Genomic DNA, 21,580 nt, shown 5'->3' with positions numbered 1-21,580 from the left:
TGCTTAGCGCTAAAGCAACGTAGTTTATGGCCTGAGGGAAACCCCAAAGAACGTGTGGCGTCCTAGCGGGCTGAGCTGGAAGCCCTCCACTTCGTTACGCAAAACTTTGAACTGCACGGTGTGCGCCAAGGTGAACCAAGGCGCTTGAGCCTTGAAGATGGCTTGGGCGCGTTGGTACAAACGTGTGCGCTCTTCTATTTCCGATGAAATCTTCGCCTTTTTAACCAAGTCGTCATAGGGGGCGTAACAAAACTTGGCCACGTTGTAGCCATTGAGCGACGTGCAACCCAGCAAGGTGTTTAAAAAATTGTCCGGGTCTCCGTTGTCACCGGTCCAACCCAATATGCCCATGTCGTGCTCACCCGCCTGCATGCCGCTCACGTAGTGGACCCAGTCCGGACTTTCAATCTTGACGGCCACGCCCACCTCGGCCAAATCCTCTTGGATCAACTTGGCCACACCCATCGCATCTGGCATGTAAGAGCGCTGCACGGGCATGGCCCAGAGGGTGGTCGAAAAACCGGATGGGTAGCCCGCATCTGCCAGCAACTTTTTTGCGGCGGCGGGGTCAAACACATCGTCTTCGATCTCTCGGTTGTAGGACCAGACCATGGGCGGTATCGGGTTGATCGCCGGAACCGCTGTGTTTTTGTAGATCACCCGCAAGATGCGCCGCTTGTTGATCGCCATGTTCAAAGCACGGCGCACCCGCACATCGGTGAAGGGTTTTTTGCGCAGGTTGTAGGCCACGTAGCCGACGTTCAAACCCGTTTGGTTCATCACGTCCATGCGCGAATCGTTACGCATGCTGGGCAAATCTGCGGGATTGGGATACGCCATGACGTGACACGCGCCCGCTTGCAATTTGGCCCAGCGCTGCCCCGCGTCGGGGGTGATGTCAAACACCAAATGCTCCACCTTGGCACGACCCGCCCAATGCTTGGCAAAGGCTTGGTATTTCAAGGCCACATTTTTTTCATAGCTCATCAACTGAAATGGCCCCGTGCCCAAAGGCGCTTGGTCTATTTTTTCAGGGGTTCCCGCTTTCAACATGGCTTGTGCGTAATCCGCGGACTCAATGCCTGCCCAACTCATGGCCAAATTCGCCACAAAGGGGGCGACGGGTTGATTCAAGGTGAACTTCACCGTGTAGTCGTCCAGTTTTTGCACCGACACCAAGACCTCGGGCATCCCCACATCATCGAAATAAACGTGCTTGGCGCTGGTCACGGCGTAAAACGGGTGATCACGCTTCCATTGGCGCTCCAACGTGAAGATCACATCGTCCGCATTGAAATCTCGTCGGGGGGTGAACAACGCGTTGGCTTGCCACTTCACACCGCGTCGCAGATGAAAGGTGTACTCCAAGCCATTGGCAGACACGGTCCAGCGGGTCGCCAAGGCTGGAACCACTTGGGTACCACCCGGCTCAAAGTTGACCAATTTGTCAAACATCTGCTCCGTCACATCGAACGAGGTGGTGTTGGAATTCAGACCCGATGTCAAAAACTCCGGATTGCCCTCTGAGCAAAACACTAAGGTCTGTTGACTGGCCCACGCACGGGGTAGAACGCACAGCGCCAACAACAGCCAGAGAAGACGTGAAATGAATGAGTACTTCATAGACCATCCGAATTTATAAATTGAATACCAATGCGCTCATTTTGACTGAACTCATCGAACACAACGACGCGCACGGGACTGAAATTGGTGAACAGTCACCTAGGTAAAATGAAGCATCCCGCTTTTAGCGCCAACGGCACGCTCATCGATGTGCGTGCCGTTCTTCTTTTTGTCAAAGCCCTCCCATGAGCAACGCGCCCGCCACTCCCGTGAACCAACCCGGCCTTGAGAGCCTGTCCAAATCGTTTGAACCTGCCGCCCTGGAAGCCCACTGGGGCCCCGAATGGGAAAAACGCGGTTACGGCGTGGCCGGCTTCCGGGGCACGGGCGCACCGACAGCGGATGCACCTGCATTTGCCATCCAACTGCCCCCACCTAATGTGACCGGCACCCTGCACATGGGCCACGCCTTCAACCAGACCATCATGGACTCGTTGACCCGCTACCACCGCATGCTGGGCCACAACACGGCCTGGATTCCGGGCACCGACCACGCGGGGATTGCCACGCAAATCGTGGTGGAGCGCCAGCTGCAAGCCAAGGGCATCAGCCGGCACGACATGGGGCCTACGCCCGCAGAAGCACGCAAGAACTTTGTGAGCAAGGTCTGGGAGTGGAAAGAAGAATCGGGCAACACCATCACCAGCCAAATGCGCCGCATGGGCGACAGCGTGGACTGGAGCCGCGAATACTTCACGATGGACCCCAAACTGTCCAAAACCGTGACCGAGACTTTTGTGCAGCTGTATGAGCAAGGCCTGATCTACCGTGGCAAACGCCTGGTGAACTGGGACCCGGTGCTGATGAGCGCGGTGTCTGACCTCGAAGTTGAGAGCGAGGAAGAAGAAGGCTCGATGTGGCACATCCGCTATGACTTGGCCGATGGAAGTGGCAGCGTGACCGTGGCCACCACCCGCCCCGAAACCCTGCTGGGCGACGTGGCCGTGATGGTGCACCCCGAAGACGAACGCTACAGCGCTTTGATCGGCAAGCAGGTGAACCTGCCTTTGTGCGGCCGCACCATCCCGGTGATTGCGGACGACTACGTGGACAAGGCCTTCGGCACCGGCGTGGTCAAGGTCACGCCCGCGCACGACACCAACGACTACCAAGTCGGCCAGCGCCACAAGCTGGACATGATCTGCGTGCTGAATCTGGACGCGACGATCAACAACAACGCCCCCGAGAAATACCGAGGCCTGGACCGCTTCGTGGCCCGCAAGGCCGTGGTGGCCGACCTCGAAGCCGCAGGCCATTTGGTCGAAGTGAAAAAACACAAACTCATGGTGCCCCGCTGCGCCCGCACCGGGCAGGTGATTGAGCCCATGCTGACCGACCAGTGGTTTGTCGCCATGAACCAGGTGGGCCAAGGCGACGCCACCGGCAAGAGCATTGCCCAAAAAGCCATCGACGCAGTGCAGTCCGGCCAGGTGAGCTTTGTGCCCGAGAACTGGGTCAACACCTACAACCAGTGGATGAACAACATCCAGGACTGGTGCATCTCGCGCCAGCTGTGGTGGGGCCACCAGATCCCGGCCTGGTACGACGAAGACGGCAATGTCTACGTGGCACGCAACGAAGCCGAAGCGCAAGCCAAGGCCCCGGGCAAAACCCTCAAGCGCGACGAAGACGTGCTCGACACTTGGTATTCCAGCGCCTTGGTGCCCTTCTCAACCATGGGCTGGGGCAACGACGACAAAGTTAGCAACGCCGCAGCTGGCGAGCGTGCCGGGCTCGGACGCAGCGACATTGCGAGCGAAGCGAGTGGGAGCAAGGCCGAGTCCGGCACGCTCGCCAGCGGAACCGAAGGCCACACCAGCGACTACGACCTCTACCTCCCCAGCAGCGTATTGGTCACCGGCTACGACATCATCTTCTTCTGGGTCGCCCGGATGATCATGATGACCACCCACTTCACCGGCAAAGTGCCCTTCAAACACGTCTACATCCACGGCCTGGTGCTCGACGCCCAAGGCAAAAAGATGAGCAAATCCGAAGGCAACGTGCTCGACCCGGTCGACCTGATCGACGGCATCACGCTCGAACCCCTGCTCGACAAACGCACCCAAGGCCTGCGCAAACCCGAAACCGCCCCAAAAGTTCGCAAGCAGACCGAAAAAGAATTCCCCGAAGGTATTCCGGCCTACGGTGCCGACGCGTTGCGCTTCACCTTTGCGGCACTCGCCAGCCTGGGCCGCAGCATCAACTTTGACAGCAAGCGCTGCGAGGGCTACCGCAACTTCTGCAACAAGCTGTGGAACGCCACCCGCTTTGTTCTGATGAACTGCGAAGGCCAGGACTGCGGCCTCAAAGAGCACACCAAAGCAGAATGCGCGCCACCCGGCGTCGATGCCAGTGGCCAAGCCACGGCCGCAGGCCCAGTGCACGGCTACTTGACCTTCAGCCAAGCCGACCGCTGGATCAGCTCGCAACTGCAACGCGTCGAAGCCGACGTGGCCAAAGGCTTTGCCGAGTACCGCCTGGACAACGTGGCCAACACGATTTACGACTTCGTCTGGAACGAGTTCTGCGATTGGTACCTCGAAATCGCCAAAGTACAGATCAACACCGGAGACGACGCGCAAAAACGTGCGACGCGCCGCACCTTGATCCGCACACTCGAAACCATCATGCGTTTGGCGCACCCGATCATCCCTTTCATCACCGAAGAACTTTGGCAAAAAGTGTCGGTGGTCGCAGGCCGTCCGGGCGAGTCGGTCAGCATCGCGGCCTACCCTGTGAGCCAGCCCGAGCGCATCGACGAACAGGCCGAAGCCCATGTGGCACGCCTCAAGTCTTTGGTCGACGCGTGCCGCAATTTGCGCGGTGAGATGAACGTCTCACCAGCCAACCGCATGCCCTTGTTTGCACTGGCAGGCAATGCCGAGGAACTGGCCTTCATGCAAAGCGCAGCGCCCGTGCTGCAAGCCTTGGCCAAACTGAGCGAAGTCAAAGTGTTTGACGACGAAGCCGCATGGTCCGCTGCCGCACAAACAGCCCCCGTGGCTGTGGTGGGTGAGTTGCGCGTGTGCTTGTTCATTGAGGTGGACGTCGCGGCGGAGAAGATTCGCTTGAGCAAAGAAGTGGACCGTTTGCAAAACGAGATCACCAAAGCCGGTGCGAAGTTGGGCAACGAAGCCTTCGTGGCCAAGGCACCCCCCGCGGTGATTGAAGAAGCCAAAAAGCGCGTGGCTGACTTCACAGCCACCCTGGCCAAGGTGCAAGAGCAGCTTGTCAAGTTGGGTAAATAAAGCACCGTTAAACTTGGCAAAACTATCAACTTCTCACGTATGACCAAAGCTCTTACCAAAGCCGTCTTTCCCGTCGCGGGCATGGGCACGCGCTTCTTGCCTGCCACCAAAGCCAGCCCCAAAGAAATGTTGACGGTGGTGGACAAGCCACTCATTCAATATGCGGTGGAAGAGGCCTACGAGGCCGGCATTCGTGAAATGATTTTTGTCACAGGCCGCAGCAAACGTGCCATCGAAGACCATTTCGACATGGCCTATGAGTTAGAGACCGAACTGGAAGCCGCAGGCAAACAAGCCTTGCTCGACATTGTGCGCAGCGTGCAACCCGACGACATGCAATGCGTCTACGTGCGCCAAGCACGCGCGCTGGGCTTAGGCCATGCGGTGTTGTGCGCCGAGCATTTGGTGGGCGACGCGCCGTTTGCAGTGCTGTTGGCCGATGATTTGATGCGCGGCAAAGCGGGTGGGCCTGGTGTGCTCAAGCAAATGGCCGAGGTGTTTGCGCGCACCCAATCGTCGGTGTTGGCGGTACAAGAAGTGCCGCTTGAGCACGTTCATCGCTACGGCGTAGTGGCGGGCACAGACTTGGGCAACGGCTTGATCGATATCCAACAAATGGTGGAAAAGCCCAAGGCAGAAGTGGCGCCCTCACGTACCACAGTGGCGGGCCGTTACATCTTGACACCGGCTGTGTTTGACCGCATTCGCGCAGGTGGCCGAGGTGTGCAAGGTGAGATTCAACTCACCGATGGCATTGCCGGTTTGTTGGCGTCTGAAAAGGTGTTGGCTTTCTCGTACGAAGGCAAGCGCTACGACTGCGGCAGCAAGCAAGGCTTTTTGCAAGCGTCTGTCGAGCTGGCTTTGGAACACCCAGAAGTGGGCGCCGAATTTCGCGCTTACTTGAAAGATTTCAAACTCGATTGAGGCTGAACGACTGAGTCGCCGTACTTTGGTCTAAAGCCCACAAAGCACAGGCCTCAGCGCTTGTTGAAGCGGCTCAACGGCGCTTCAACACATGCACAAAGTCGTTGCCTTCGGTGGTTTGAAACAACAGCTCATTGCCCGTTTGCTTAGCGAAGGCCGCAAAGTCACGCACCGAGCCTGTGTCTGTGGACACCACTTTCAAAATCTGCCCGCTCTCCATCGCGGTGAGTGCTTTTTTGGCTTTCAGAATAGGCAAGGGGCAGTTCAAACCGCGTGTGTCGATTTCTTGGTCAATGTGCATGGTGTCAGTCTAAACCCTTTGCCTCGCGTTGTGCCCATTCCATGAAGCGCGGCTCAATACCTTGGGTGCGCTGCCAATCGGCCATGGCGTAACCCGTGCCGGCTGGCCAACAAATCACATCAGCGGGGTTGTACAGCTTGTACTCAGCGAGCTCAGGCGAGAGCTGAATGTCACCATCGGCCACCGCATGGTAGGCAATGATGACTTGGTTCATGCGTTGAAAATCGTACACACCGATGAGTTTTAAATCGCTCACCTGCAAATTGGTTTCCTCGGCAATTTCACGTTTGATGCCATCTTCCGGCGTCTCGCCCGCCTCCATGAACCCCGTGATCAACGCAAAGCGTCGACCCGGCCAAGCCGCATTGCGCGCCAACAAAATTTGCCCCTGGTACTGCACGATGCCGGCGAGCACGGGTGTGGGGTTGTTCCAATGGGTCCAATCGCAAGCCGTGCAACGCAAGCGCTGCACCAAGCCGCCATCTTCTTCGCGTTCGATCAAAGCCAACGGGGTGGCGCAGCTGGGGCAAAAACGGAATTCACTCATGCGGGAAACACTCCTGTAGACAAGTAACGATCACCACGATCGCACACGATGAAGGCGATGGTGGCGTTTTCAACCTGTTGTGCGATTTGCAAGGCCACCCAACAGGCGCCCGCCGCAGAGATGCCCGCAAAAATGCCTTCTTCGCGTGCCAATCGACGGCACATGTCTTCGGCGTCGTCTTGGCTGACGTAGACCAATTCATCGACATTGTTGGCATCGTAGATTTTGGGCAAATAAGCCTCTGGCCATTTGCGGATGCCAGGAATGCGCGAGCCTTCGCTGGGTTGCGCGCCAATGATGCGCACCGCTGGATTTTTTTCTTTCAGATAACGCGAAACCCCCGTGATCGTGCCCGTGGTGCCCATGGCGCTCACAAAATGGGTGATGCGCCCGTGGGTGTCATTCCAAATCTCAGGCCCCGTGGTTTCGTAATGGATGCGCGGGTTGTCTTCGTTGGCAAATTGATCGAGCACGCGACCTTTGCCTTCTTTTTCCATGCGTTCCGCCAAATCTCGGGCGTACTCCATGCCACCGCTTTTGGGCGTCAAGATCAATTCAGCACCAAAAGCCTTCATGGTCTGCGCACGCTCAATGGACAAGTCCTCCGGCATGATCAGCACCATGCGGTATCCCTTGATGGCCGCCGCCATGGCCAAAGCGATGCCTGTGTTGCCAGAGGTGGCTTCAATTAACGTGTCACCGGGCTTGATTTCTCCGCGCTCTTGTGCGCGTTGAATCATCGACAAAGCGGGACGGTCTTTGACCGAGCCAGCGGGGTTGTTGCCCTCCAACTTCCCCAAAATCACGTTGCCACGCTTCGCATTTTCAGAAGCATGAATGCGCTGCAAGGACACCAAAGGTGTTTTTCCGATTGCAGCTTCAATGGTTTGATAAAAAATCTGTTCAGTCATGCCATAAATGTGCCATAATCTTGCCTGTTGATTCCAGTGCCCGGGTGGTGAAATTGGTAGACGCAGGGGACTCAAAATCCCCCGCCGCAAGGCGTGCCGGTTCGATTCCGGCCCCGGGCACCACTGGACAAAAGCCGCAAGCTTCAAACCTTGTGGTTTTTTTTCGCCTGTTCAAAATACACACCGCTTCGACCACGGCACCTCACAGGCAAGTCGCGGACGTGCCTCTTTGTTTTCGGGCTTAGCCCCCCAGAAGCGAAGACCTCATCAAATCAACAAAGTTACTTGATGATGCGCACAAAAAGACACAATCCGCACCGCGGCATTGGCGCTTGAATCATGCAAAAATCACAGCGAAATCGATATTCACAAATATTCGCTCCGAATCAGCAGTTATCCAAAGGGGAATAAAGCAATTGATGTCAGGTGTGATCCGCACGCAAAGCGGCTGCAAACGTACTCACCCCTTCAACTGACTCATTGACTTCGAATCTATGCAAGACGAAGAATTCACCAACATTGTGAGAAGCGGCGCCAAACACACGGTTCAAGTGTCCGAGCGCACAGGCAATGCCAAGACACCCAAAAATATTGTCAACTCGGCTGCAGATGAAGATCTAGCCAGAAAAAAAGCCTTGCTTGCACAACAAGCCTTGGCACTGGAATTGGCCAAAGCCAAAGAAAAAGAGCAAGCGATCCAGCTCAACAACGACCAAGTCAAAACAACGACCACCGCGACATCGAGCACGGCCATTGCGCCTGAATCAGTCCAAGTCAAAAATGTGCAAACCTTGGCAGACAGTGGCAGTACGCCCCCCAACGTTCAACACGTTGTAGTGGACAAGCTGCAAGCCAACGTTCAGCAAGTCACCACTGAGATCGTGGCCACGCCCAACGTCCAAAATGTGCCTGTCGATCAGTTGACGAGCAATGTCCAACACATTGACACATCAGCGCAAACAGAGAACCGCCAAACCCTGGCAACCGACGGGGCCAAATCGACGAATATTCAAAACATCGCGGTCGACAAACTGGAAGACAACCAGCAAGCCATTGAGACCTCGTCCACATCGCCCCATCGCCAAGGTATTGCGACAGAGCCGGCAGCCGCACCGAATGTGCAAAGCGTCCCGGTTGATCACATCGATGACAACACACAAGCCTTGTCTGAGTCGACCAACAGCCAAAATCGAGCCGCGATTGCAGCAGACGCGGCAACACCGCCCAACGTTCAAACCATTCCGACCGGAACCGTCACGAACAACGTCCAGCAGATCGACTCAACATCGGCTGTCGACAACCGTCAAAGTATTGCCAACGACGAGGTCTCGGCGAATGTGCAAACCATTCCCGCCGACGATGCCGCCAGCTACCGCCAAGCGCTAGAACAAACGCCCAGCACGCCTGCGAACCATGCCACGATCGACACAACCGTCGATTCAGACAACCGTCAAGCCGTTGCATCGCTGAATGTGATCGACAACATCCAAAACATTGGCAATGCGGCCATCACGGATAACGTGCAAGACCTTGGCAAAGCAGGCGTCATCGACAACCGCCAAGCGGCGCCAGAAAACCCACTGCCGGGCTTGAACCAACAAGATGTGCCGATTGATCACATCGAAGACCATCTTGAGGTGCTGCCGTCCACCGTCATTGAGCGGGCCACGGTGTCGTTTCCTTCTGACCCAACGCCACCTGCCCCACAAGCCAAGCCCCCAGCGGGGAAAACGCCCGCGGCCATCGCGAGCCAAGCGGCTGATCTCATCAAAATCAAACAGCAACAAGAAGAAGCACGGGCCGCATTTCGCGGTCGCTTGGCAGGCATCAAAAACACGGTCAACAGCCTCAATTCACGCTTAACCAATATTGAAGAAGATGCCAAACATACCCACAAGCCGCAAGTGAGCAGCGAAGACATTCGCGAGAACTTCGGGCCGAGCGAAGAAGAAGGTGATGAAAAGTTTCTCTAACCCCCACAGCGCCCGTCTTTGTCGCGCAGTTGCCAACTGAAACATCACAAGCAACTTACGATCCGTGCCTGCCTCACCCGCAGGCATTTTTGTTTTTGGAGTTCCCTTGAGCCACCTCTTTTCTGAATTCACCCTCACGTCGCCACGCGGTCCCCTAACCTTAGCGAATCGCGGCGTGGTGGCCCCCATGTGCCAATACTCAGCCGACCACGGTCAGGCCACCGACTGGCATTTGATGCATTGGGGCAACATGCTCAACAGCGGCGCGGCCCTGTTCATCATCGAAGCCACCGCCGTCACCGCACGCGGCCGCATCACGCCCTACTGCTTGGGCTTGTGGGACGACGCCACCGCAGCCGCCTTGAGTGACACCCTGCACCGCGCACGCCGACTCGCACCGCAAGTGCCTGTGTGCATCCAACTCGCCCACGCAGGCCGCAAAGCCTCCAGCGCATCGCCTTGGCAAGGCGGCCAACTGGTCGATGCGGCACAAGGTGGCTGGCACCCCGAGGCGCCCTCTGCTGTGCCGCATTTGGCGCAAGAAACGCCACCCGAAGCCATCGATGCCCAAGGTTTAGAAGACATCAAACAAGCCTTCGTCAAAGCGGCCGAACGCGCTGACGCCATGGGCATTGAGGCCATTGAATTGCACGGCGCACATGGCTATTTGTTGCACCAATTTTTGTCGCCCCTGTCTAATGTGCGCACCGATGGCTACGGCGGCAACTTTGATGGTCGCACACGCTTTCCCATGGAAGTTTTTCAAGCCGTACGCGCCGTTTACAAAGGCGCGCTGGGCATGCGCTTGTCCGCGACCGATTGGGTCGAAGGCGGCTGGACACCCGAAGAAACCGCCGACTTCTCGTTGCGCTTGAAACTCGCTGGCGCCGACTTTGTGCACATCTCCTCAGGCGGCGTGTCGTCGCAACAAAAGATCGCGATTGGCCCCGAGTACCAAGTGCCTTTCGCCAAGCTGGTGAAACAAAAAGCACAACTGCCCACCATCACCGTGGGACTCATCACCGAGCCCCAACAAGCCGAAGACATCGTGGCGCGGGGTGACGCCGATCTGGTCGCCTTGGCCCGCGCCTTTTTGTACAAACCCCGCTGGATGTGGGAGGCCGCAGCCGCCCTTCAAGGCACCGTACAAGCCAGCCCACAATACTGGCGCTGCATGCCGCGCGAAGCCCAAACCATTTTTGGCACGGTGCGCATTGGCCAACGCTAAGACCTACAAAGAACCAAGGAAAACAACATGAACCCCATCAACCGCCGCCAACTACACATCACGCTGGCGACCGTGGCTGCACTGGCTGGTTTGGCCGCTTCACCGGTGTGGGCGCAAGCCGATGCCTACCCCAGCAAGCCCATCACCTTGGTCGTGCCCAACCCGCCCGGTGGTTTGGTCGACACCTCGGCCCGTTTGGTCAGCGAGCCCTTGGCGCGCTTGATCGGGCAATCCGTGGTGGTCGACAACAAACCCGGTGGCAGTGGCAACTTGGCGTACTCACTCGTGGCGCGCAGCCCCAAAGACGGCCACACAGTGTTGGTCTCTTACTCGGGCTATCACATTGCCAACCCTGTGCTGATGGACAAACTGCCGTGGGAACTCAAAGACCTCACGCCCGTGGGCCTGATCACCGTGGCCACCAACGTGATTGCGGTCCACCCTTCCGTGCCCGCCAACACGCTCAAAGAGTTCATCGCGTGGGCCAAACAAAACCCGGGCAAGCTCAATTACGCCTCGCAAGGCAACGGCTCGGTGTCGCACATCGGCACCGAAATCTTCAAACAGCAAACTGGCATTGAGATGACGCATGTGCCCTACAAAGGCTCAGGCCAAGCCATTCAAGATGTGCTGGCGGGTCAAGTGCAAGTCTTCATCACCACCCCACCCTCGGTGATGGGCCATGTGCTCAGCGGCAAGCTCAAGGCCTTGGCCGTCACCGGTAAAACGCGTCATCACCAACTGCCCCAAGTGCCGACCGTGACCGAAGCCGGCTTGAGTGGCTTTGAGTTGGAATCGTGGGTGGCCTTGTACGTGGCCAGCGGCACGCCCAAAGACGTGGTGCAAAAACTCTCCGCCGAAGTCAAACGCAGCATGGAGTTGCCTGAGACCAAGCAACGCGCCGAACTCGCAGGCGTCGAAGTGCGCTACCTCACGCCCGACAACACCACCAAGCTGCTGGAGCGCGACACCGCCAGCTGGACCAAAGCCATCAAGGCGGGCAACATCAAGTTCGATTGATCGTTGGCGAGCTGGCCAAGCCCGCCTTCGCATCCGCATAGCGCAGCTGCAGGCGCAGCTCGCGTTTCATGCGGGTGTTCAACATGCGGCGTGACTCGCTCATGAAACTCAGCTGCATCGCAGGCACATCGACTTGCGCCTGCGCACGGCTGATGCGCGGCGGTTTGGGCAAACCGTACAGACCAGCAGCCATGTCGAAGTAATCGCCCATCAACAAGCTGCTGTCGTCGTTCACGTTGTATGCGCGCTGCGTTTTGCCGCGCCACAGCGCCAGCTGACACGCGCGCGCCAAATCGTCGGCGTGAATGTGGTTGGTGAACACATCGTCCGCGCGCTGGAGCACGGGCGCGCCGCGCAACAAACGCTCGCGGGGTGTGCCGCCTTCGCGGTCAGGTGCATAAATGCCCGGAATACGCAACACGCTCACGCGCACCGCATTGCCTCGCAAACGCGCATAGTGGCGCTGCCGCGCTTCCGCATCCACACGGCGCATGGCACGCGGCGTGGCGGGGTTCACGGGACGGCTGTCGCTCACCCACGCGCCCGCGCAATCGCCAAACACGCCGCTGGTCGAGCCATAGACCCAGCTGCGTGGTGGTGTGCGCACGCTGAGGGCACGGGTCAGCGCTTGGGTGCGCGGATCGGTGCTGCCGCGCAAGGGAGGCGGGGCCAGGTGAATGACACGGGTGGCCAAACCCGCCAAGCGTTTCAAGGTGGCTGGTTGGTCTAAATCACCCAGCAACGGCGTGACGCCCAAGGCTCGCAATTCAGCCACACGCGCGGAGTTGGAGGTCAGCGCCAGCACGCGCACATGGCGCTGCGCACGCACCACGCGCACACCCACATCGCCGCAGCCGATGATCAGCAAACGCTCGCGTCGAAATCGGGCAGGCAAAGCGCCAAGAGGGGGTTGGTTGGAGGGCAAAATACAGCCTATAAAAGTTCAAGGATACCCAAAGATGAGTTTCAACATCACGGTCCAACCCAGTGGCCGCACTTTCACTTCCACACCTGACGAAACCTTGTTGGCCGCGGGCATGCGCCAAGGCATTGGCCTGCCCTACGGCTGCAAAGACGGCGCTTGCGGTTCATGCAAATGCAAAAAGATTTCGGGCGACGTGACCCACGGCAAACACCAAGAAAAAGCCCTGAGCGCTGAAGAAGCCGCCAACGGCTTTGTACTCACCTGCTGCGCCACCGCACACAGCGATGTGGTGCTGGAGTCGCGCCAAGTGGTGGAAGAAGGCGCCTTCCCCATCAAGAAGATGCCAGTGCGCGTGATTTCGCTGGAGAAAGCCTCGCACGACGTGATGGTCGTCAAACTCCAACTGCCCGCCAACGACGTGATGAAGTTTCACGCCGGTCAGTACATCGACTTTTTGTTGCGTGACGGCGATCGCCGCAGCTACTCCATGGCCAATGCGCCGCACACCTTGGTCGCGGGCAGCCCTGCGATTGAGCTGCACATTCGCCACATGCCCGGCGGCAAGTTCACCGACCATGTGTTTGGTGCCATGAAAGAAAAAGAAATCCAGCGCATCGAAGGCCCGCAAGGCACCTTCTTCTTGCGTGAAGACTCGGACAAACCTTTGGTGTTCTTGGCCTCCGGCACAGGCTTTGCCCCGATCAAGGCCATCTTGGAACACATGCAGCACATGGAGATCACCCGTCCCGTCACGCTGTACTGGGGTGGCCGCCGCCCTGAAGACTTGTATTTGAACGACTGGGTACAAGCCCAATTGGCCGTCACGCCCAACTTGACCTACGTGCCCGTCATCTCCAACGCTTTGCCTGAAGACAACTGGACGGGTCGTACCGGCTTTGTGCACCAAGCCGTGTTGCAAGACACCCCCGACCTCAGCGGCCATCAGGTCTACGCTTGCGGCGCGCCCATCGTGGTGGACTCGGCCCGTGCCGACTACACCGCAGCAGGCTTGCCCGCCGATGAGTTCTACGCTGACTCGTTCACCTCGGCCGCCGACAAAACCTAAACCGCGAAAGACGCTGTATGACCTCATCTCACACCCCATCCACACGCACCACATCCGCATCGAAGCAAGCTCATGCACGAGCGGCGTGGCCGTTGATCCGACGCATCAGCGCGGGTCTGGGCGTGGGTCTGAGTTTGGCGGCAGCGTCGATCACGGCACAGGCACAAAGCTTCCCCACCAAACCCATCCGTTGGGTGGTGGTGGCGCCAGCGGGCTCGTCGCTCGATGTGATCGCCCGCGCCATGCAAGACCGCCTCAAAGACAATTTAGGGCAAGCCGTGGTGGTCGAAAACAAACCCCAAGCCGGTGGCACCGTGGGTACCAACGAAGTGGCCAAGTCCACCCCCGATGGCTACACCTGGGTCATGTCGTACAACGGGCCGCTGTCGTTTGCGCCTTATCTGTACCCCAAGCTGCCCTACCAACCCTTGAAAGATTTGCAGGCGGTGATGATCACCACCTCGCAGCCCAACGTCATCGCCGCCAACGTGCAACTGCCAGCCAACAACATGCGTGAATTGGTGGGCTTGCTCAAGGCCTCGCCTGGCAAATACAACTTTGCCTCCGTGGGCAACGGCAGCTCGTCGCACCTGACAATGGAATACATCAAGGCTGTCACCCACACCTTCACGGTTCACATTCCGTTCAACGGCAGCCCGCCTGCGGTGTTGTCGACCTTGTCGGGCGAGACCCATCTGATCGCCTCAGTCCCCACTGTGATTTCGCCGCAAGTCAAACAAGGCCGCTTGAAATATTTGGCCGTCACCAGCGCCCAGCGTTACCCGCTGTTACCCGATGTGCCCACCGTGGCCGAAAGCGGCGTGCCCGAACTCAAAGGCTTTGAAGCCTTGGCTTGGAACGGCGTGTTGGTGCCCGCTGGCACCCCGCGTGCCGTGGTGGACCGCATCAACAGCGCGCTCAATGCCGCCTTGCACGACCCCGCTGTCAAAGAGCGCCTGAAATCCGCAGGGCTTGAAGCCATCGGCGGCACACCCGAACAGTTCACCAAATTGATCCACGACGAATCCACCAAATGGGCGCCCATCATCCAACGCTCTGGAGCTCGCATTGACTGATTTCGCGCCGCACCCCGATCTGCAGGTCCGAGAAGTTGAGTTGACGCGACCGCTGCATTGGCTGGCCTTGGCTTGGAAAGACATCGAAAAAAGCCCCACCTCTGGCGCCGTGCATGGCTTGGTCTTGGCCTGCGTCGCTGGCCTCTTGTTTTGGTTTGCACGCCATGAGTTTTGGTGGATTGCCGCCATGCTGGCCACCTGCATGATCGTGGCGCCGCTGCTGGCCACGGGGCTGTACGACATCAGCCGTCGGCTAGAGCGCAACGAGCCCGCCACGCTGAGCGACGCGTTTCGCATTTGGACCTGCGGTGACAAACGCCTGATTCAATTCGGCCTGTTGCTCGCCCTCTCCAGCGGTGGCTGGCTGCTGTGTTCGGCCGCCTTGGTGCATTGGATGCTGCCCGCCAGCGTGCACACCCCCATCGACTTTGTGCGCTTGGTGGTCTTGCAACCTCACTTTGGCTTATTTGAGGTTTGGGTGCTGATGAGCACCTTGATTGCCGCACCCATGTTTGCCTCCACCGTCATCACCATTCCGCTGCTGATGGATCACCCCAGACTCACGCTCTGGCAAGCGGTGTTCACCAGTTGGCGCGTGGTGGCACTCAACCCCTTCGCCATGGCCATGTGGGCGGGGCTGCTGTGCTTGTTCACCGCGTTGGGCGTTGGGTCAGCATTTTTGGGTTTGCTGGGCGTGGTCCCCATGCTTGGCCACGCCAGCTGGCACGCGTACCGCGATTTGGTGGTCTACGAAGCCTCTGCGCATTGAGCCGGCCATGACAGAAGAACAATTTGCCAACTTCGGGCTGACCTTCGGCATCGCGGGTTTCATGCTCTACATGCTGTTCATCATTTTTCAGCTGGCACGCGAATCGAAGGCCGGTAAGTTTGGCACCTTTGTGCTGTTTCTCGTGCTGGCTTTTGGCATGCTGGGCTTTGTGGCCAAGCAAGTCATCATTTGGGTGATGGAAGGCTGAGACTTCAGCCTTTGCAACGGTGCTTTTAACGGTGCCCGACTTGAAAGTCGTTGCGTCCCGTGCGGTCTTCACCACGTAGCAGCCACAAAGGGCGCGTGCCAAAACTCACGGGCACGCCGGTCTTGCCATCCACAGGGCGCAGGTCGCGGTCAAACAAAGAGCTGCCAGGCATGAAGCGCAAAGCCACGCCGGTTCGACGTTGGGTGGAGGTGTTGGCTTTGGCACCGTGGATCATGTAGACGTCGTGCATGGACATCTCGCCAGGCTGCAACTCCAAATCGACCGCCTGCGCCTCGTCGAAGGTGCCTTCGGCCATGCGTTGGTTCAGAACCAAATCTTGGCGATCTTCGTGCAGGTGCTCGTGCAACACATGGTCGCGGTGCGAACCAGGAATCACGCGCAAGCAACCGTTCTCACGCGTGCTGGGCTCCAAGGCCACCCACACGGTGCAAGTGGCCAAAGGACGAATGGGCCAGTAGTGACCGTCTTGGTGCCACGGTGTTTCAAACCCCTCGCTGGCGGGTTTGCAAAACACATGGCAGCCCCACAAAATGATGTCAGGCCCAATGATTTGCGCCACCATGTCCACAATCGGCGGGTGCATGGCGAGCTCTAAGAAACGCTGGCTGCCGTGCACACCTTCGTCGTTGCGCCCCTCAATGTGGGCACTCACCAGCTTTTCAGGGCGCACACCCGGGTTGTTGGCAATCAAGGTGTTGAGCGCGTCTTGCAAGCCATTCAGCAACTCCGGCTCCAAGCGATAAGGCGGAATCACAAAGCCTTGTGTTTGGTAATGGGCGATGTCGTCGGCACTGAGTCGCTGGGTCATGGTGGTCACGCTCCTAAATAAGCTGCCCGAACTTTGGGGTCATGCAACAAGTCTTGCGCAGGGCCACTGAGGGTGATCACGCCCGACTCCATCACGTAGCCGCGATCGGCAATTTGCAAAGCACGGCTGGCGTTTTGCTCGACCAACAAAATCGTCACGCCTTGGGCCGAAACCTCGCGGATCACTTCAAAAATCTTGTCCACCATGATGGGTGACAAGCCCATGGACGGCTCGTCGAGCAACAGCATCTGAGGACGACTCATCAGGGCACGGCCCATGGCCAGCATTTGCTGCTCGCCACCCGACAAGGTGCCGGCCAGCTGGTCGCGCCGTTCTTTAAGTCGAGGGAAGGTGCTGAACACGCGTTCGATGTCATCGGCAATGGCTGCGTTGTCGTCGCGCAGATAAGCCCCCATTTGCAAGTTCTCAAGGATGGTCATGCGCGTGAACACACCACGGCCTTCGGGCACCATGGCCAAGCCTTGTTGCACCAAGTTCCAAGGGCCTTGACCGGCGATGTTTTGGCCCGCCAACGCAATCTGGCCGCCCCCCAAAGGCAAGAGCCCCGTGATGGCATTCATGGTGGTGGTCTTGCCCGCCCCGTTGGAGCCGATGAGCGACACCAACTCGCCCTGCCTCACCTCAAAGCTCACGCCCTTGACGGCTTGAATGCCGCCGTAGCCGACTTGGAGATCGCTGACCTTCAGCAGCACCTTCGCGTTGTGATGGGTCATGTCAATGCGCTCCTGTGCCGAGATAGGCATCGATCACTTGCGCGTTGCGCTGTACCTCGGCGGGGGTGCCCTGCGCAATCACTTTGCCGTAGTCGAGCACCGTCACACGGTCGCACAGGCCCATGACGAGCTTCACGTCATGTTCAATCAGCAAGACCGTGCGGTGGTCGCGGCGAATTTTGTCGATCAGTTCGCGCAATTGCACTTTCTCGGTGGCGTTCATGCCCGCCGCAGGCTCGTCCAAGGCAATGAGTTGGGGGTCGGTGGCCAAGGCCCGCGCAATTTCTAAGCGCCGCTGGTCGCCGTAGCTGAGGGTGCGCGATTTGTAGTCGGCAAAAGCGCCAATCCCCACGTAGTCCAGCAGCTCACGGGCACGTTGCGCAATGGCTGCTTCTTCGGCCAAGAATTTGCGAGTTCTGAAGATGGCACCGAGTAATCCCGAATGCGTGCGCACATGGCGGCCCACCATCACGTTTTCGAGCGCGGTCATTTCTGCAAACAAACGGATGTTTTGAAAGGTGCGCGCAATGCCGGCTTGGGCCACGCGGTGCACCTCGGTGGGCTGATAAGGCTGACCTGCCAACTCAAACTTCCCGCTGTCGGGCGTGTACAGACCTGTGATGACGTTGAAAAACGTGGTCTTGCCAGCGCCATTGGGACCAATCAAGCCATAGACTTGGCCGCGCTCAATCTGCATGCCCACATCGCTCAAGGCTTGCAAACCGCCAAAGCGTTTGGAGATGCCGGACACGTTCAACACCCAGTCAGCGGGCTTGTTGAGAGGCATGTTCGAAGAAGGGTTGAGCGAGTTGCTCGGGTTGCTGGTGCTGCTCATGCTTGACCTCCGTCGGTCGGCAGCTTTTTACCGTGTTCAGGCGTGGGCCACAAGCCGCGTGGACGCCAAAGCATGATGACGATCATCGCCAGCGCGATCAGCAACTGCCGCAAAATGGCCGCGTCCAAACGCCCACCACTCATCTCTTGCAGCGGCCCAGCGAGGTAGCGCAAAGCCTCGGGCAAAGCCGCCAACAACACAGCGCCCAAAATGACGCCTGGCAAATGCCCCAAGCCGCCCAGCACCACCATCGCCACGATCATCACAGACTCCATCAGGCTGAACGACTCCGGCGACACAAACCCCTGAAACGCAGCAAACATCGCGCCCGACACGCCGCCAAACGACGCGCCCATGCCAAAGGCCATGAGCTTCAAGTTGCGCGTGTTCAAGCCCATGGCTTTGGCGGCGATTTCGTCTTCGCGAATGGCCATCCAAGCGCGGCCAATGCGTGAGTGTTCAAGGCGTGCGCACAGCACCACGCTCACCACCACCAAAGCCAAGAACAGGTAGTAATACAAGGTGACCGAGGGCAGCTCGATGAAGCCCAAATCCAAGCGCCGCGAGAGGGGGTAGCCAAACACCGTCACCGCATCAATCTGCCCCAAGCCCTTGGGGCCGTTGGTGATGTTGACGGGGTGGTCCAAGTTGTTCAAAAACACGCGAATGATTTCGCCAAACCCCAAAGTGACGATGGCCAAGTAATCGCCACGCAGCTTCAAGGTCGGCGCCCCCAACAACAGACCAAACAACCCCGCCAAGCCAGCCGCCAAAGGCAGCACCAGCCACAAGCTCATGTGCAGACCATCGGGAAACAAAGCGGCGATGACCGGAAATGCGTCAGTCAAATGCGGTGAAGCCATCAAGCCAAACAAATAGGCACCTACGGCAAAGAAGGCCACATAACCCAAGTCCAGCAAACCGGCATAACCCACCACGATGTTCAGGCCCAAGGCCAGCAATACATACAACAGCGACATGTCGGCAATGCGTACCCAAGCGTTGCCAAAGCTTTGCAGCAGCAACGGCAACGCCAAGGCGAGGACGAAGATGAGCCAAGGTTTGTCGAGCCCGCGTTTGGAGAGAAAAGTATGTGTCATGTGCGTCACGCCCGATCTGCCACACGCTCGCCCAGCAGGCCCGAAGGCCGCAGCGTCAAGACCACGATGAGCACGATGAAGGCCAAGATGTCGGTGTAGTGGCTGCCCAGCACGCCCCCCGTCAACTCCCCCAAATACCCCGAGCCGATCGATTCAATCAGTCCCAGTAACAGCCCACCCACCACAGCGCCAGCCAAGTTACCAATGCCGCCAAACACAGCAGCTGTGAAGGCTTTCAGGCCTGGCAAAAAGCCCATGGCGTGTTGCACGGTGCCGTAGTTAGAAGCCCACATCACACCGGCAATGGTGGCGAGCACCGCACCGATGATGAAGGTGGCAGAAATGACGGTGTCGGGTTTGACGCCCATCAGGCTGGCCACGCGTGGGTTTTCTGCCGTGGCGCGCATGGCTCGGCCCAGCTTGGTGGCGTTGACCAACCAAGACAGCACCGCCAAAGCCATGGCCGTCACCGCCAAAATCATGATCTGCGTGGGGGTGATGACCGCCTCCCCAATGGCCATGGGTGTGCTGGGCAACAGCGTCGGAAACGATTTGTAATTGGGCTTCCAGACAATCATGGCCAGCGTCTGTAACAAGATCGACATGCCAATGGCCGTGATGAGCGGCGCCAGCTTCGGGGCATTGCGCAAAGGGCGATACGCGATTTTCTCAATCGCGAAGTTCAGCGCCGCGGCAGCGGCCGAGGCCACCACCATGGAGATCAGCAAGATCACCCATCCCGGGGTGGTAGGCAACAACGGCTGCAACCACCCAATGACCGACCAGCTGCACAAGGCCCCAATCATCAACACTTCGCCATGCGCAAAGTTGATGAGGTTGATGATGCCGTAGACCATGGTGTAGCCCAAAGCCACCAGCGCGTACATGCTGCCCAGCACCAAGCCATTGATGACTTGTTGAAGCAAGACGTCCATTTGTTATTTACCTGCTTGTTTGTTCTTGTCGCGCAAGTGGCGCAACTTGTCGGCGATTTTGATCTCTAAACCACGTTCCACAGGGCGGTAGAAGCCCGTAGTTTCTAAGCCTTCAGGCATGTAGTTTTCGCCAGCGGCAAAACCGTCCTCTTCGTCGTGGGCGTAACGGTAACCCTTGCCCCAATCCATGTCTTTCATCATCTTGGTGGGGGCATTGCGCAGGTGCATGGGCACGGGGCGCGTGCCGTCTTTTTTGATGAGGGCTTTGGCTTCGTTGTAAGCCTTGTAAACCGCGTTCGATTTAGGGGCCACCGCCAAATACACCACGCATTCGGCCAAGGCCAACTCGCCCTCGGGCGAGCCCAAGCGCTCGTACACCTCGGCTGCATCCAGCGCCAAACGCAAAGCGCGTGGATCGGCCAAGCCAATGTCTTCGGCGGCCATGCGAATCAAACGGCGCGCCATGTATTTGGGCTCTGCCCCGCCATCGAGCATGCGCACCAGCCAATACAAAGCGGCATCGGGGTCAGAGCCGCGCACCGATTTGTGCAACGCGCTGATGGTGTCGTAAAACTGCTCGCCACCTTTGTCGTAGCGGCGCATGCGCTCGCCCAACACACGCATGAGCCATGCATCGTTGATTTCTTCGAGCTTCTCGCGGTTGGCCGCAACGGACAAAGTTTCAAGCGTGTTGAGCAAGCGGCGTGCATCGCCATCGGCATAGGCAATCAGTCGCTCTAGTGCTGCATCTTCCAACGCAGGCACCGCGTCAATGGCTTGCGCTTTGGCAATGATTTGCGTGAGGTCTTCCACACTCAGCGACTGCAGCACATACACCGCCGCACGCGACAACAAGGCCGAGTTCACCTCGAACGACGGGTTCTCGGTGGTTGCGCCAATGAAGGTGAACAAGCCCGATTCGACATGCGGCAAGAACGCGTCTTGCTGGCTTTTGTTGAAGCGGTGCACCTCGTCCACAAACATGATGGTGCGTTTGGGGTCTAGCGAATCACGCGCCGCGATGGCCAATTCCACGGCTTCGCGAATTTCTTTCACGCCGCCCAAGACAGCGCTGATGGACAAAAACTGTGCATCAAACGCATCGGCCATCAAGCGCGCAATGGTGGTTTTACCCACGCCGGGCGGCCCCCACAAGATGCAACTGTGAGGTTGGCCCGACTCAAACGCCACGCGCAGCGCCATGCCCTCGCCCAGCAAATGCTGCTGGCCAATGACGTCGCCCAAAGTGCGCGGGCGCAGGCGTTCAGCGAGGGGGATATGGGTGGTATTCACAAAGATGTGGGGTGTCACAAAAATTACGTGAA

The 21,580-nt window shown here is 58.3% G+C and carries 20 protein-coding genes and 1 tRNA gene; 10 read left to right on the top strand and 11 right to left on the bottom strand.

Annotation, left to right across the window (positions count from 1 at the left end):
* Window positions 1-24: 24 nt before the first annotated feature.
* Complete coding sequence (locus C5F52_RS23790) at window positions 25-1,623, bottom strand: ABC transporter substrate-binding protein (protein ID WP_104800836.1); 1,599 nt, start codon at window positions 1,621-1,623, stop codon at window positions 25-27.
* A gap of 185 nt (window positions 1,624-1,808) precedes the next feature.
* Here C5F52_RS23790 and C5F52_RS23785 point away from each other — a divergent pair, with 185 nt between their 5' ends.
* Together C5F52_RS23785 and galU are read left to right on the top strand one after the other, a co-directional pair.
* Window positions 1,809-4,874 (top strand): valine--tRNA ligase, encoded by a 3,066-nt coding sequence (locus C5F52_RS23785; RefSeq protein ID WP_104800835.1) that lies wholly within the window; start codon window positions 1,809-1,811, stop codon window positions 4,872-4,874.
* Window positions 4,875-4,913: 39 nt separating this feature from the next.
* Window positions 4,914-5,798: a UTP--glucose-1-phosphate uridylyltransferase GalU gene (gene galU, locus C5F52_RS23780; RefSeq protein ID WP_104800834.1), complete on the top strand. Its 885-nt coding sequence runs from the start codon at window positions 4,914-4,916 to the stop codon at window positions 5,796-5,798.
* A gap of 73 nt (window positions 5,799-5,871) precedes the next feature.
* Here the strand turns inward: galU and C5F52_RS23775 are convergent, their stop codons facing one another.
* Genes C5F52_RS23775 through cysM form a run of 3 tightly spaced genes read right to left on the bottom strand, consistent with a single transcriptional unit; the run spans window position 5,872 to window position 7,545 of the window.
* Window positions 5,872-6,099: a sulfurtransferase TusA family protein gene (locus tag C5F52_RS23775; protein ID WP_104800833.1), complete on the bottom strand. Its 228-nt coding sequence runs from the start codon at window positions 6,097-6,099 to the stop codon at window positions 5,872-5,874.
* Between the two features lie 4 nt (window positions 6,100-6,103).
* A complete protein-coding gene (locus C5F52_RS23770) occupies window positions 6,104-6,646 on the bottom strand; it encodes an NUDIX domain-containing protein (protein ID WP_104800832.1) in 543 nt (180 codons plus the stop codon).
* Window positions 6,643-7,545, bottom strand: a complete 903-nt coding sequence (cysM, locus tag C5F52_RS23765; protein WP_104800900.1) for a cysteine synthase CysM — start codon at window positions 7,543-7,545, stop codon at window positions 6,643-6,645. The genes C5F52_RS23770 and cysM overlap by 4 nt, the downstream gene beginning before the upstream one ends.
* Window positions 7,546-7,595: 50 nt before the next feature.
* Between cysM and C5F52_RS23760 the strand changes: the two genes are divergently transcribed.
* From C5F52_RS23760 to C5F52_RS23745, 4 genes are all read left to right on the top strand, one after another.
* Window positions 7,596-7,680, top strand: a tRNA-Leu gene (locus tag C5F52_RS23760).
* Between the two features lie 371 nt (window positions 7,681-8,051).
* Complete coding sequence (locus tag C5F52_RS23755) at window positions 8,052-9,530, top strand: hypothetical protein (protein WP_104800831.1); 1,479 nt, start codon at window positions 8,052-8,054, stop codon at window positions 9,528-9,530.
* Between the two features lie 106 nt (window positions 9,531-9,636).
* Window positions 9,637-10,758, top strand: coding sequence for an NADH:flavin oxidoreductase/NADH oxidase (locus tag C5F52_RS23750; protein WP_104800830.1), 1,122 nt, complete (start codon window positions 9,637-9,639; stop codon window positions 10,756-10,758).
* A gap of 27 nt (window positions 10,759-10,785) precedes the next feature.
* Complete coding sequence (locus tag C5F52_RS23745) at window positions 10,786-11,778, top strand: tripartite tricarboxylate transporter substrate binding protein (RefSeq protein WP_201747082.1); 993 nt, start codon at window positions 10,786-10,788, stop codon at window positions 11,776-11,778.
* On the opposite strand, the gene C5F52_RS23740 is transcribed toward C5F52_RS23745, so the two are convergent.
* Window positions 11,765-12,703 (bottom strand): NAD-dependent epimerase/dehydratase family protein, encoded by a 939-nt coding sequence (locus C5F52_RS23740; RefSeq protein WP_104800829.1) that lies wholly within the window; start codon window positions 12,701-12,703, stop codon window positions 11,765-11,767. The genes C5F52_RS23745 and C5F52_RS23740 overlap by 14 nt on opposite strands.
* A 34-nt stretch (window positions 12,704-12,737) precedes the next feature.
* Between C5F52_RS23740 and C5F52_RS23735 the strand changes: the two genes are divergently transcribed.
* The 4 genes from C5F52_RS23735 to C5F52_RS23720 are packed head-to-tail and all read left to right on the top strand — an operon-like array spanning window position 12,738 to window position 15,822.
* Complete coding sequence (locus C5F52_RS23735; RefSeq protein WP_104800828.1) at window positions 12,738-13,769, top strand: CDP-6-deoxy-delta-3,4-glucoseen reductase; 1,032 nt, start codon at window positions 12,738-12,740, stop codon at window positions 13,767-13,769.
* A gap of 17 nt (window positions 13,770-13,786) precedes the next feature.
* Window positions 13,787-14,845, top strand: coding sequence for a tripartite tricarboxylate transporter substrate binding protein (locus tag C5F52_RS23730; RefSeq protein ID WP_104800827.1), 1,059 nt, complete (start codon window positions 13,787-13,789; stop codon window positions 14,843-14,845).
* On the top strand, window positions 14,838-15,614 hold the full coding sequence (locus tag C5F52_RS23725) for a DUF2189 domain-containing protein (protein WP_104800826.1): 777 nt from the start codon (window positions 14,838-14,840) through the stop codon (window positions 15,612-15,614). Before C5F52_RS23730 ends, C5F52_RS23725 begins: the two co-directional genes overlap by 8 nt.
* 7 nt (window positions 15,615-15,621) lie before the next feature.
* Complete coding sequence (locus tag C5F52_RS23720; protein ID WP_104800825.1) at window positions 15,622-15,822, top strand: DUF2788 domain-containing protein; 201 nt, start codon at window positions 15,622-15,624, stop codon at window positions 15,820-15,822.
* A 25-nt stretch (window positions 15,823-15,847) separates the two neighbouring features.
* Here the strand turns inward: C5F52_RS23720 and C5F52_RS23715 are convergent, their stop codons facing one another.
* From C5F52_RS23715 to C5F52_RS23690, 6 genes are read right to left on the bottom strand one after another with little or no spacing between them, the layout of a single operon-like run.
* Window positions 15,848-16,651, bottom strand: coding sequence for a phytanoyl-CoA dioxygenase family protein (locus C5F52_RS23715; RefSeq protein ID WP_104800898.1), 804 nt, complete (start codon window positions 16,649-16,651; stop codon window positions 15,848-15,850).
* Between the two features lie 5 nt (window positions 16,652-16,656).
* Window positions 16,657-17,385 carry an ABC transporter ATP-binding protein gene (locus C5F52_RS23710; RefSeq protein ID WP_104800824.1) on the bottom strand — a complete coding sequence of 243 codons (729 nt, stop codon included), beginning with the start codon at window positions 17,383-17,385 and terminating at the stop codon, window positions 16,657-16,659.
* A 1-nt stretch (window position 17,386) separates the two neighbouring features.
* Window positions 17,387-18,172, bottom strand: a complete 786-nt coding sequence (locus C5F52_RS23705; protein WP_104800897.1) for an ABC transporter ATP-binding protein — start codon at window positions 18,170-18,172, stop codon at window positions 17,387-17,389.
* 44 nt (window positions 18,173-18,216) lie between these two features.
* The gene (locus C5F52_RS23700; RefSeq protein ID WP_104800896.1) at window positions 18,217-19,320 is read right to left on the bottom strand and encodes an ABC transporter ATP-binding protein; all 1,104 of its coding nucleotides are present in this window, start codon (window positions 19,318-19,320) and stop codon (window positions 18,217-18,219) included.
* 5 nt (window positions 19,321-19,325) lie between these two features.
* A complete protein-coding gene (locus C5F52_RS23695; protein WP_104800823.1) occupies window positions 19,326-20,255 on the bottom strand; it encodes a branched-chain amino acid ABC transporter permease in 930 nt (309 codons plus the stop codon).
* A gap of 3 nt (window positions 20,256-20,258) precedes the next feature.
* Window positions 20,259-21,548, bottom strand: coding sequence for a replication-associated recombination protein A (locus C5F52_RS23690; RefSeq protein WP_104800895.1), 1,290 nt, complete (start codon window positions 21,546-21,548; stop codon window positions 20,259-20,261).
* Window positions 21,549-21,580: the final 32 nt, after the last annotated feature.

Source organism: Limnohabitans sp. TS-CS-82 (assembly GCF_002943475.1).
This window is presented reverse-complemented; position numbering and strand designations above follow the sequence as displayed.

Bases quoted from the DNA above. Each gene is read 5' to 3' on its own strand.
- C5F52_RS23790 (WP_104800836.1), bottom strand. From the start codon at position 1,623: ATGAAGTACTCATTCATTTCACGTCTTCTCTGGCTGTTGTTGGCGCTG.
- C5F52_RS23785 (WP_104800835.1), top strand. From the start codon at position 1,809: ATGAGCAACGCGCCCGCCACTCCCGTGAACCAACCCGGCCTTGAGAGC.
- galU (WP_104800834.1), top strand. From the start codon at position 4,914: ATGACCAAAGCTCTTACCAAAGCCGTCTTTCCCGTCGCGGGCATGGGC.
- C5F52_RS23775 (WP_104800833.1), bottom strand. From the start codon at position 6,099: ATGCACATTGACCAAGAAATCGACACACGCGGTTTGAACTGCCCCTTG.
- C5F52_RS23770 (WP_104800832.1), bottom strand. From the start codon at position 6,646: ATGAGTGAATTCCGTTTTTGCCCCAGCTGCGCCACCCCGTTGGCTTTG.
- C5F52_RS23755 (WP_104800831.1), top strand. From the start codon at position 8,052: ATGCAAGACGAAGAATTCACCAACATTGTGAGAAGCGGCGCCAAACAC.
- C5F52_RS23745 (WP_201747082.1), top strand. From the start codon at position 10,786: ATGAACCCCATCAACCGCCGCCAACTACACATCACGCTGGCGACCGTG.
- C5F52_RS23735 (WP_104800828.1), top strand. From the start codon at position 12,738: ATGAGTTTCAACATCACGGTCCAACCCAGTGGCCGCACTTTCACTTCC.
- C5F52_RS23730 (WP_104800827.1), top strand. From the start codon at position 13,787: ATGACCTCATCTCACACCCCATCCACACGCACCACATCCGCATCGAAG.
- C5F52_RS23720 (WP_104800825.1), top strand. From the start codon at position 15,622: ATGACAGAAGAACAATTTGCCAACTTCGGGCTGACCTTCGGCATCGCG.
- C5F52_RS23715 (WP_104800898.1), bottom strand. From the start codon at position 16,651: ATGACCCAGCGACTCAGTGCCGACGACATCGCCCATTACCAAACACAA.
- C5F52_RS23710 (WP_104800824.1), bottom strand. From the start codon at position 17,385: ATGACCCATCACAACGCGAAGGTGCTGCTGAAGGTCAGCGATCTCCAA.
- C5F52_RS23705 (WP_104800897.1), bottom strand. From the start codon at position 18,172: ATGCCTCTCAACAAGCCCGCTGACTGGGTGTTGAACGTGTCCGGCATC.
- C5F52_RS23700 (WP_104800896.1), bottom strand. From the start codon at position 19,320: ATGACACATACTTTTCTCTCCAAACGCGGGCTCGACAAACCTTGGCTC.
- C5F52_RS23695 (WP_104800823.1), bottom strand. From the start codon at position 20,255: ATGGACGTCTTGCTTCAACAAGTCATCAATGGCTTGGTGCTGGGCAGC.